Here is an 11,804-nt window from a genome sequence, read left to right as displayed (position 1 = left end):
CTACAAACAATTAAAGTCGTTGGCTCATATTTTTTACCATCATGTCTTTCCAAGTTCTGAAATCTCCCGCTAAGATATGTTTTCTTGCTTCACGAACCAACCACATATAGAAACCTAAATTGTGTATTGTGGCAATTTGCTTCCCCAAATATTCATTGGCGGCGAACAGATGGCGCAAATAGGCTTTCGTATATTCTGTATCCACGAAAGTGTAACCCATTTCATCAAGTGATGAAAAATCGGCTTCCCATTTTTTATTTTTGATATTAATAGTTCCGTTTGCTGTGAATAACATTCCGTTTCGTGCATTTCGTGTAGGCATTACACAGTCGAACATATCGATTCCTAATGCAATGTTTTCCAAGATGTTTATTGGTGTTCCAACGCCCATCAAATAACGAGGCTTATCTTCCGGGAGAATGTCACAAACCACTTCGGTCATAGCATACATTTCTTCAGCCGGTTCTCCAACTGAAAGTCCACCGATAGCATTACCTTGTTGTCCTGCATTGGCTATATATTCAGCCGATTGCTGACGTAAATCTTTATAGGTACTTCCTTGAACAATTGGGAAAAAAGTTTGATCAAAGCCATATTTTGTAGGCACTTTTTCTAAATGACTGATGCATCTATCCAACCAACGGTGCGTCATCTTCATTGATTTTTGTGCATAGCGATAATCGCATGGATACGGTGTGCATTCGTCGAACGCCATGATGATATCGGCACCTATTGTGCGCTGAATTTCCATTACATTCTCTGGAGTAAAAACGTGGTAAGAACCGTCGATATGCGATTTGAATTTTACACCTTCTTCTTTAATTTTTCTATTAGCCGAAAGCGAATACACCTGATACCCGCCGGAATCCGTTAAGATATTTCTATCCCAATTCATGAATTTATGTAAACCACCGGCTTGTTCTAAAATAGCTGTTTGCGGGCGCAAGTATAGATGATAGGTATTTCCAAGAATAATATCAGGATTGATTTCTTCTTTTAGTTCACGTTGATGTACGCCTTTTACAGAGGCTACAGTACCAACAGGCATAAATATTGGGGTTTCAATTACACCGTGATCAGTAGTAATACTTCCTGCACGTGCTTTCGAATTAGGGTCATTCGCTAATAAGTCAAATTTCATTTGTCGTCTTTATTGTCTTTTAAAGGTCAAATGTAATTTGCCAAGGTAATCTCAAAATAACGAGAAATCTTCCAATGGCTCATTTCATTTTCTTCTTTTAATCAGTCGACAAAGATAAAAGAATTGTCAATTGTCAATTATCAATTGTGAATTTATTTAACAAATAGAAATGTAAAAACTACCTATAGTCTAATACCTGATTACCACTGGCAGTCCTCCTTTTAATTTCAAATGCTCAGGGTGACAAAAAAAAGGATTTATTTAACATAAAGATTTGGCTGAAAAGTTTCAGGCTTGTATATTAAATTAATGATTTAAAAATTATGCTTTAATTACTTCTAATTGTTTTAACACTTCAGCAATATTCTGTTTGAATTCCTGAAAATTGTGTCTTTTGACCAAACAAGTTACTCCCATATCGGAGCAATATTGAAGTAATTTTTTAGGATAAGCTCCCGATACCATAACAACAGGAATGTCTTTCAAGTCATCCGATTTTTTTATTATTTCCAAAATTTCCTCTCCATTAAGCACCGGCATGTGAATATCCAAGAAAATAAAATCTGGCCTTTCATCCTGAATTTCCAAAACCAACAGCATTTTTCGTCCATCAGAAAACACTTTTACATCATGTCCCAATTCTTCAACAATCTCTTTAAAGAAGCCTAAATCATCGAAATCATCGTCTAAATAATAAATATTTTTTGCCTTTTTCATCTGGTAGATTTTAAGGTAACAAGTTACTGGTCTTTACCCCATAATGAATTATAAAATATTTGCCTTTTCTTATATAATTTCAATTTGAATATTATTTTATTGATAACCGCTTAATAACTATTTTATAAAACTTTTGCCATTCGTAAAAATTAGAATTACTTTTGAAAACATTTAATTTTTAACTACAAAAAATGTCTAACACACAACAACTTCAAGATTTTTCAACACAAGTTAGAAGAGACATTCTTCGCATGGTACATGCCGTAAATTCAGGTCATCCTGGAGGTTCACTAGGTTGTACTGAATTTTTTACTGTACTCTATCAGCAATTAATGGACAGAAAGCCGGGCTTCAACATGGATGGCATTGGCGAGGATTTATTTTTCTTGTCTAATGGTCATATTTCGCCGGCATTCTACAGCGTTTTGGCTCGGAGCGGTTATTTCCCTGTAGCTGAATTGGCTACGTTTAGAAAACTTAATACGCGTTTACAAGGTCATCCAACAACACACGAAGGATTACCTGGAATTCGTGTGGCTTCGGGTTCATTAGGACAAGGAATGTCTGTTGCGATTGGTGCGGCACAAGCTAAAAAACTAAACGGAGACAATCATTTAATTTATTCACTTCATGGTGATGGAGAATTGCAGGAAGGTCAAAACTGGGAAGCCATTATGTATGCTCCTGCTAAAAAAGTGGATAACTTAATTGCGACAATTGACTTAAATGGGCAGCAAATTGACGGCGCTACAGATGATGTATTACCAATGGGAAGCATCAAAGCCAAGTTTGAAGCTTTTGACTGGGATGTTATGGAAATCAAAGAAGGAAACAACATTGAAGCTATTATCAAAGGAATGACCGAAGCAAAAAGCAGAACAGGTAAAGGGAAACCAGTTTGTGTTTTGTTACACACGGTTATGGGACATGGCGTTGATTTTATGATGTACACACATGCTTGGCATGGAAAAGCACCAAATGATGAACAATTGGCAGTTGGATTGGCACAGAACCCAGTAACTTTAGGAGACTACTAGCATTATGAAAAAATACGAAAACACAGGAAGTAAAGATACCCGTTCAGGTTTTGGAGCAGGAATGACCGAACTAGGACAAAAAAATGAAAATGTCGTAGCACTTTGTGCCGACTTAATTGGTTCGTTAAAATTTGACGATTTTAAGAAAAACCATCCGGAGCGTTTTTTTCAAGTTGGAATTGCAGAAGCAAACATGATTGGAATTGCAGCGGGTTTAACTATTGGTGGAAAGATTCCTTTTACCGGAACATTTGCTAACTTTTCTACCGGAAGAGTTTATGACCAAATTCGACAGTCAGTGGCGTATTCCGATAAGAATGTAAAAATTTGTGCTTCGCATGCCGGATTAACTTTAGGAGAAGATGGAGCAACACACCAAATTTTGGAAGATATTGGTTTGATGAAAATGTTACCCGGAATGACGGTAATCAATACGTGTGATTACAATCAAACCAAAGCAGCAACCCTTGCTTTAGCAGATCATCATGGTCCGGCTTATTTGCGTTTTGGTCGCCCAGTTGTGCCTAACTTTACTCCTGCTGATGAGCCATTCGTAATTGGAAAAGCGATTATGCTTAACGAAGGAACAGATGTAACGATTATTGCTACCGGACATTTAGTTTGGGAAGCGTTATTAGCAGCAGAAGCATTGGAAGCTAAAGGCATTTCGGCAGAAGTTATCAATATTCATACTATCAAACCTTTAGATGACGCTGCTATTTTGAAATCGGTGGCAAAAACAGGTTTCGTAGTTACAGCTGAAGAGCATAATTTCCTAGGAGGTTTAGGCGAAAGCGTTGCCAGAGTTTTAGCTTTGAATAATCCGAAACCACAAGAGTTTGTGGCCGTGAACGACAGCTTTGGCGAAAGCGGAACTCCGGAACAATTGATGGAAAAATACAAGTTAAACAATCAAGCGATTGTGGAAGCTGTAGAAAGAGTGATTAAGAGAAAATAATTCTCCAACAACATATTTTATAATAAATCCCGTTCCAAAGGAGCGGGATTTATTATTTATACGTCTTCATAATTCTGTCCCAAAAGGAAAAATACAATCCGTAATTGTATTTGCTTAGTCTGTGATGCAAATCGTGATTTTCGGCTGTGTTTTGGATGGCACTTCCCATGAACAAGAAATTTACTTTGTAACCTATATGAATATATACGTTATACAATGTTACAAAAGTGGAAAATACAATCAACGCATAGGGATGAACCGGAATCACAAAAAGTATTATTGGCATAATTCCCAGAGAAATTATGGCTTCGATAGGATGAAAAGAAAAGGCGCTCCACGGATTTGGATTATGGGAAAAGTGATGGATTTTATGAAACCGAAATAAAAACGGTAATCGATGCATTATCTTATGCGACCAATAAAAATATGTATCGTGCAACACTATCATCATCAAAATGCTCAAAAAAAAGTAGCTATAACCAAATGTTTCTATTTTGAAATAAATCTTCGTATAGCCGTTTTGATACCAATAAATCAACAAAAAAACAGAAGTGCTATAAATTAGTAATGTTGTGGCCGAATATAACAGTTCACTTTTTAGCTGGTTGAAAGCTGGTTGTTTTTGGTTTAATTTCAAATGGATGTATTCCTTTCTTTTCCAAACATAGAAAACAAAATAGGCAATCCCTGCAATAAGACAATATCTTAATACAAAAATTAGTACTCCGGTGAGTAAGCTATAGTCGTTGTTTAAAAACATTTAATCTACTCCTTGTTTAAATTTTTGACAGCCTAAACTTTGTAAATTTTCTAATGATTCCGATAGGTTTTCATCTAAAATATTACTTGATTTTTTTTGGCAAAACGGACAAGCATTAAGATCACCATCGGTATCAACATACATGCTTCTATTGCCCGAACCATAACAACCCATTCGTCTTTGATGATAACCGTGATAACTTATCAGCGGAAAATCTTTGTTCTTTGAATTGTAATTCATATCAATATAAAAATCGTCTAAAAGTTCCAACTGTTCTTCTCTCAAATCAACATCGGAATCTTTGTAATGTCCAACTGCTCTTGGTTCTAAAATCTGGATAAATGAAACGCCCATTTTTTGGGCCAATTCCACATAACGCATCAGATTTTCATAGGTGGTAAACTCTTTGGTTACACAAATAGAAAGCGCTACAACGAGATTATTATTGATGGCATTTAGCACACCATTTTCAACCCAATAATACGCATCTTTAAATCCTCTGAATTCGTTGTGTTTTTCCGGAATATAATGGTCGAGGCTAATCATAACGCCATTTAAACCTGATGCTTTTAGTTTTCTTGCATTCTCATCTGTTAGTTTTAAACCCGAAGTTAAAACCCAAAAATCAGTACTCTTGTTGGCATTCTCAAGAATGGTTGTAATAAGTTCCATTTTAAGAAGCGGCTCGCCACCAGTCAAATGAATTATACTGACACCTTGTTCCTGAAGTGTGGCAATAATTTTGTTTAACTGTTCTGCAGAAAGAACATCTTTTTTATTGAGGTTTTCCCATTCATAGCAATGCTCACATTGGAGAGAACATTTTTTAGTAATCGCCACATACGTATTCACAAACCGATTTGTCTTTTGTTTAATCGGAATAATTCTGTTCATTTCCGAAGCGATGAAATTATTAAAGGAAGTACTCTGCCATCCTGGTGTATATAATCCCCAATAGTATCTGCCATCCACATTAGCAAATTTGAATAATCGGCGTTGACCAATGTTTCTTCTTCTTTTTTTGATAAGTGCTACAGGAACAGCAATCCAATGCCAGGGATTTTTATAACTTTTTACGGCAATGCCAACTATGGTCATTCGATAAAGAAACTGAACTATTTCTTTCCTGATGCCTGTTATCATTTTTTGTTTTCTAACACTTGTTTGAGTAACAATAACAGCATCAGTTACAGCTATGTTTTCCAGATATTGCAATGAAATATTGTCTATACTTGTTTCGCTGCTATTCATTTTTTGAAGCTATTAGAGATAGGTTTTTGGAATCGGAAACAAAATCTTTATACAATTCTATTGAATACGCATTCAAAGCACCTTTTTCCCTGAAGGTTTTTAACTTCACGAAATTAGGGCTGCCTTTATAATCTCTGATATATTCATAATAGCCATTGGTTTTAAAGAAAAAGCTTTGTTTTGAATTCGGACTTGCTTTTATAGCGGGAAAGTTCAAGATTACTTCATTACCAATGCTTGGCTGAACAAGATATTTTTTATCCTTTTCTGATAGAAGTGCCGTTACATTATTTCCATTTTCATCAATAGCTGTGATTGGTTTTAGCGTTGTTAGTTTTACGTTTTCATTTTTGGAGAAATCCATTCCAGCATAATCCAAATCCCAAAACATATAACCGGAAACCAATTTAATTTGAACTTTTTCACTTGTACCAGTAAGTGGAATAGGAACAATAATATCTCTGGCAGATAATGGTCCAACAGTATTTATATTTTCAATAAATTTCCACTCCTTATTTTGTTTCACATATATTGCTAATGGAATATATTGATCGGAACGCCATTTCTCACAGGTTTCTTTTGCTAGTTTTCGTTGTTTTTTGTGAAAGGTATTATAATAAGAACCAAACTGTTCATTAAACTTACCATACATATAGTCCATCCAATAGGTGTTTTTTAAATTGAGATGAAGTTTCCCCAATTCGCTTTTATGATTATTGTCAAATTCTAAAACGACTTCATTCGGGTTAGTTACTGATTCATTTGTATTAAAGGAATAATAATGCTTATCTGTAGTTAAAAAAGGTTTCGTAGACACTTTAAAATCATTGCAATAGGCATTTATTGGTTGCCCTTCATTTTGAAGCGTATAAACCTCTCCTTTTTGATCCATCAGCACTAAAGAATTTTCAGGATGATTGACCACAATTAATTCTGTTAAATCCGTATTCTGAATTTCTTTTAGTTCGTTAGTGATTTTTAAATTATATAATCCATTGGAATCTTTCAAGCCATTTAGTTTTAAATAATCATCTCTTTCCAAATTAGGAAGTATGGCTCCGGGATATATTTCGCCATTGAAGGCATAACTATCTCCATCGTTAACATATACAAAAGGGCAAGAACTTTTTGTGGCAACTATAATCACTGCGATTAATACGATGACACCTAAAGTTATTCCAACCGCAGATAAGACAGCTGTGGTTGAATCGCTATTATATAATTCCACTTTTGAAATATCAGTATATGGAATTGTAATTTGCTGTCCTGAGGATTCGGTTATTTCTTTGCTGGTATAAAGATGAACCTCTTCTGTTTTATCTACTTTATTTAATTTGTATCTGCGACCGTGTTTATTTGGTTTTGGCTCATACAGATTATGTGATTCATCAAAAAGGTCTAAAGTTCCGGATACTTCTTTAGTGTCTTCATTAAATGTTACATCTGACAGATGCCATTTTTGATATCCTGAATGAATGATAATATATTTGGCCTTCCCTTTTGGAGTTTCGGGTTTAATTTTGGAAGACATCGAATTAGCATCAGTAGATTTAATCCTGTAATAGGAACATCCGACTACTAAATTTAAAAATGAAACTACTACTAAAAGAGAAATATAAAAATTGGCTCTTTTTTTAGTTTTGATTGTTTGAAGAATGGAATTAGCTTGTAATCTTTGTTCTTTTTTCATTGGGAAATCATTTAAATTAAACAACTATTGAAAAAATCAAAGACTTGGAGTATGTAAAAATACAAAAATAGATTGTAAGTGAGTTTCTAAAACAAAAAAATCCCGTTCAATCTACATTGATAGGGATTTTTATGTTTCGGCATTACCAAATGACTACTCTTTCTTTTTCAGGCAGATACATTTTATCTCCTGGTTTTACGTTGAATGCTTTATAGAATTCTGGAATATTCATCAATGGCCCATTGATTCTGAATTGTGCAGGCGAATGAACATCAGACATAATTTGTCTCGATATTGCTTCATCTTTAGCGTGTACCATCCAAGCATAACCATAGGCTAAGAAGTATCTTTGCTCTGGAGTAAAATTGCTTATTTTTTCATTATTCTTGTATTGAGCTGTTTTTTTGAAAGCTTCATATCCCATAACAACGCCACCTAAATCAGCGATGTTTTCCCCTTGTGTTGCATCACCATTTACAAACTTACCTTTAAGAGGTTCAAACTTGTTGAACTGCGCCACAATTGCCTTTGTTTTCTGAGTGAACTTTGCTTTATCTTCTGCTGTCCACCAGTCTTTCAGGTTTCCCTTGTCGTCGTACTGACTTCCCTGATCATCAAAACCATGTGTGATTTCGTGACCAAAAGTTGAACCACCAATTATACCATACAAAATAGCATCATCAGGCATTCTTCCTTCAAATCCAGGAACTAAAATGTTGCAAGCAGGCACACAAATCTCATTATTACTTGGATTGTAATACGCATTATATGTTTGTGGATACATTCCCCATTCGGTTCTGTCAACCGGATTACCATATTTTTTAATCATATAATCATACGACCATTTATTGACAGCCATAACATTGGCGAAATACGCATTTCTATTAATAGTGATGCTGCTCATGTCTTTCCATTTTTCAGGATAGCCTACTTTCATTACAATTTTACTCAATTTGAAAAGTGCTTTTTTCTTTGTTTCCTCACTCATCCAATCCAATTTCTTGATGTGTTCCGCATATACATCACGAATGTTATTTCCTATTTCTAATAGTTTTTCTTTTGAACCTTTTGGCAAATAATCTGTAACATACACTTGGCCTATCAATTCTCCTAATGAACCATCGGTTTGCTCCACGATGCGTTTCCATCTTGGCTTTTGTTCTTTTACACCATTTAATACTGTTGAATAAAAAGCAAAGTTTTGTTTTTCGATAGCACTATTCAGAAAAGAAGCATAAGAGTTAACCAAATCCCATTTCAAATACGTTTTCCAATCTGCAATGCTATATGAGGTAACAATCTTATCTAATCCTTTGTAAAATTCAGGTTGACCTACAATAACAGTATCGGCTTTTGCAATACCTAATTGTGGCAAAACATTTTCCCATGCAATAGAAGGAGTTAATGATTTGAATTGCGCCAAAGTCATTTTGTTGTAATTCTTTATTGGATCACGAAGCGCTTCTAGTTTTCTACTGTTTTTAGCTAAATCCGTTTCCAATTTCATAATCGAAGTGGCAGCATTTTTTGCTTTAGCAACATCGTCTCCCATTAATAGGAACATGGCTTCCAAATGCTTTACATACTCTGTTCTGATTTTAACTGCTTCTGTATCCGTATTAAAATAGTAATCTCTGTCACCTAATCCCAAACCGCCTTGCCCAAAGAACAAAGCATTTTTAGAACTTATCTTATCATCTTGTCCAACATAAAAAGAGAATGCCGGACCAGAGCCAATAGTATGAAGATAACCAATAGTATTCATCAAAGTAGGAACATCTGTAATGGCTTCAATTTTAGACAAAGTCGCAGCTAGTGGTTTCAATCCTGCTTTTTCAATGGATAAAGTATCCATTCCGGACGCATAAAAGTCACCTATCTTTTGTTCGTTGCTTCCTTTTGCAGCGTCTTTGTTTGCTGCTGATTTTTCACAAATGTTTTTGATCTGAGCATTAATGGTATCTCCTATAGTTCTAAAAATTCCGTTACTGCTTTCCGTACTGGGAATAGGATGCTTTTTAAACCAACCTCCATTGGCATAATGGAAAAAATCGTCGCCTGGATTTACTGTTGTGTCTCGATTAGTAAGTAATGGATCTTCGTATTGAATTTCTTTTTTGGTGCAGCTTATCGCGAATAAAGCAGCTAGCATGCTTAGGGTAAGTTTGTTTCGTAATTGCATAAGTTTATAGTTTTGATAATCATTGGTATGAAAAAAATAAAAAAGTTACCAAATGTATAGTATTATTCCTAATTTAAAAGTAATTAAACAAAAAAAGTGCCCTGAAATCAAGACACTTTTAAAAATTATTTGATTAAACTATTTTTTCTCTTCTGTTTTTTTTGAGGCACAACATGCCATTTTAGCTTTATTGCAAGATTTTTTTTCTGTAGCTGAACAAGATTTTTCTGTTTTAGCTTTGGCCACTTTCTTTTCCTGAGCATTCACATTCATTGAGAATAAAAATGCCACAACAGCCATTGATAAGATTATTTTTTTCATTTTTTTAATTGATTTAATTAATAATACGTTTAGGAATATGAGATCAAATGTAATTATTATTAGATGTGTCAAATACACTTTAACATTCCTTTGACTGTTAAAATTTATTTCAATATTTTATAATAATTTTAATAATACTGCGTTTTATAATACAGTACTTTGCACCAAACAATATGATTAATATGGATACTATCAAAATTCTGTGGGTTGATGATGAAATTGATTTACTTAAACCGCATATTTTATTTCTGGAAAAGAAAAACTATAAAGTAACTTCTTTTAACAACGGTCGTGATGCTGTTGATGCTTTTGAAGATGGCAACTTCGACATTGTTTTTCTGGATGAAAATATGCCCGGAATGAGTGGTTTGGAAACGCTTTCGGAAATGAAAGAAAAAAAATCATCTACTCCAATGATAATGATTACCAAAAGCGAGGAAGAATATATCATGGAGGAGGCAATTGGCTCTAAGATTGCCGACTATTTGATAAAACCCGTAAATCCAAATCAGATATTGTTGAGCTTGAAGAAAAATCTCGATCATTCAAGATTGATTTCTGAAAAAACAACATTGGATTACCAAAAGGAATTTCGAAAAATTGCAATGGAAATGGCAATGGTAAACAGCCATGAAGATTGGGTTGAACTCTATAAAAAACTTATTTTTTGGGAACTCGAATTAGAAAACATCAATGACCAAAGCATGTTTGAAATTCTGGAAAGCCAAAAAGTGGAAGCCAATGCACAATTCGGGAAATTCATTGAACGCAATTACGAAGATTGGTTCGAGCCTAAAGCTGATAAACCTATTCAATCGCACACATTATTCAGAGAGTTAGTCGTTCCCGAATTAGTAAAAAAAGACAAACCCGTACTTTTTGTTGTAATCGACAACCTTCGCTATGATCAATGGAAAGCCATGGAAAGTACTGTGAATAATCATTACAAGCTAGAAAAAGAAATTCCATATTACGCTAGTTTACCAACGGCAACCCAATATGCCCGAAATTCTATATTCTCAGGTTTAACGCCTTTAGAAATGGAAAAACAGTTTCCACAATATTGGAAAAACGATGTCGAAGACGGTGGGAAAAATCTATATGAAGCCGAGTTTTTAACCGCACATTTGAAACGATTGGGTTTAAACATTAAACAAGAATATTTCAAGATTACCAATTTGGCCAACGGAAAAAAATTAGCCGAAAACTTCAAAGGATTAAAAGATAATAATTTGGTTACCGTTGTTTACAACTTTGTAGATATGCTCTCACACGCCAAAACCGAAATGGATGTGGTAAAAGAATTAGCTTCCGATGATAAAGCGTATCGTTCTTTAACGTTGAGTTGGTTTAAAAATTCACCGCTTTTGGAAATCATTCAACAAGCACAAAAATTAGGTTTCAAATTGATAATCACAACCGACCACGGAACGATTAACGTAAAAAATCCTTCTAAAGTTATAGGCGATAAAAACACTAGTTTGAATTTGCGCTACAAAACCGGAAGAAGCTTAACTTATGAAGATAGAGATGTATATGCCGTTAGAGATCCAAAGAAAATTGGTTTGCCAACCATCAATATGAGTAGTTCGTATATTTTTGCGAAGAACGACATGTTTTTGGCTTATGTAAATAATTATAATCACTATGTGAGTTACTATCGAAATACCTATCAACACGGTGGAATTTCACTAGAAGAAATGATTGTCCCGTTTTTAGTTTTTAATCCTAAGTAAGTTAATAGTTT

The 11,804-nt window shown here is 34.5% G+C and carries 10 protein-coding genes; 3 read left to right on the top strand and 7 right to left on the bottom strand.

Annotation, left to right across the window (positions count from 1 at the left end; genetic code table 11):
- Positions 1–10 precede the first annotated feature (10 nt).
- Positions 11–1,141, bottom strand: a complete 1,131-nt coding sequence (gene tgt, locus RMN97_RS03715; protein ID WP_309613175.1) for a tRNA guanosine(34) transglycosylase Tgt — start codon at positions 1,139–1,141, stop codon at positions 11–13.
- 321 nt (positions 1,142–1,462) lie between these two features.
- Positions 1,463–1,858, bottom strand: coding sequence for a response regulator (locus tag RMN97_RS03710; protein WP_309613174.1), 396 nt, complete (start codon positions 1,856–1,858; stop codon positions 1,463–1,465).
- Between the two features lie 191 nt (positions 1,859–2,049).
- Here RMN97_RS03710 and RMN97_RS03705 point away from each other — a divergent pair, with 191 nt between their 5' ends.
- Together RMN97_RS03705 and RMN97_RS03700 are read left to right on the top strand one after the other, a co-directional pair.
- On the top strand, positions 2,050–2,895 hold the full coding sequence (locus RMN97_RS03705; RefSeq protein WP_309613173.1) for a transketolase: 846 nt from the start codon (positions 2,050–2,052) through the stop codon (positions 2,893–2,895).
- A gap of 4 nt (positions 2,896–2,899) precedes the next feature.
- On the top strand, positions 2,900–3,853 hold the full coding sequence (locus tag RMN97_RS03700; protein WP_309613172.1) for a transketolase C-terminal domain-containing protein: 954 nt from the start codon (positions 2,900–2,902) through the stop codon (positions 3,851–3,853).
- 52 nt (positions 3,854–3,905) lie between these two features.
- Here the strand turns inward: RMN97_RS03700 and RMN97_RS03695 are convergent, their stop codons facing one another.
- The 5 genes from RMN97_RS03695 to RMN97_RS03675 form a co-directional block, all read right to left on the bottom strand.
- Positions 3,906–4,613, bottom strand: a complete 708-nt coding sequence (locus RMN97_RS03695; protein WP_309613171.1) for a sterol desaturase family protein — start codon at positions 4,611–4,613, stop codon at positions 3,906–3,908.
- Positions 4,614–5,864, bottom strand: a complete 1,251-nt coding sequence (locus tag RMN97_RS03690; RefSeq protein ID WP_309613170.1) for a radical SAM protein — start codon at positions 5,862–5,864, stop codon at positions 4,614–4,616.
- The gene (locus tag RMN97_RS03685) at positions 5,857–7,554 is read right to left on the bottom strand and encodes a hypothetical protein (protein ID WP_309613169.1); all 1,698 of its coding nucleotides are present in this window, start codon (positions 7,552–7,554) and stop codon (positions 5,857–5,859) included. The genes RMN97_RS03690 and RMN97_RS03685 overlap by 8 nt, the downstream gene beginning before the upstream one ends.
- A 142-nt stretch (positions 7,555–7,696) precedes the next feature.
- The gene (locus tag RMN97_RS03680) at positions 7,697–9,736 is read right to left on the bottom strand and encodes a M13 family metallopeptidase (protein ID WP_309613168.1); all 2,040 of its coding nucleotides are present in this window, start codon (positions 9,734–9,736) and stop codon (positions 7,697–7,699) included.
- Positions 9,737–9,874: 138 nt separating this feature from the next.
- Complete coding sequence (locus RMN97_RS03675; protein ID WP_309613167.1) at positions 9,875–10,057, bottom strand: hypothetical protein; 183 nt, start codon at positions 10,055–10,057, stop codon at positions 9,875–9,877.
- Positions 10,058–10,239: 182 nt separating this feature from the next.
- On the opposite strand from RMN97_RS03675, the gene RMN97_RS03670 reads away from it, so the two are divergent.
- On the top strand, positions 10,240–11,793 hold the full coding sequence (locus RMN97_RS03670; protein WP_309613166.1) for a bifunctional response regulator/alkaline phosphatase family protein: 1,554 nt from the start codon (positions 10,240–10,242) through the stop codon (positions 11,791–11,793).
- Positions 11,794–11,804 lie beyond the last annotated feature (11 nt).

Source organism: Flavobacterium sp. (assembly GCF_031381455.1).
Taxonomy (GTDB): Bacteria; Bacteroidota; Bacteroidia; order Flavobacteriales; family Flavobacteriaceae; genus Flavobacterium.
The sequence above is the reverse complement of the archived record's forward strand: the minus strand, read 5'-3'. Positions and strand labels throughout refer to the sequence as shown.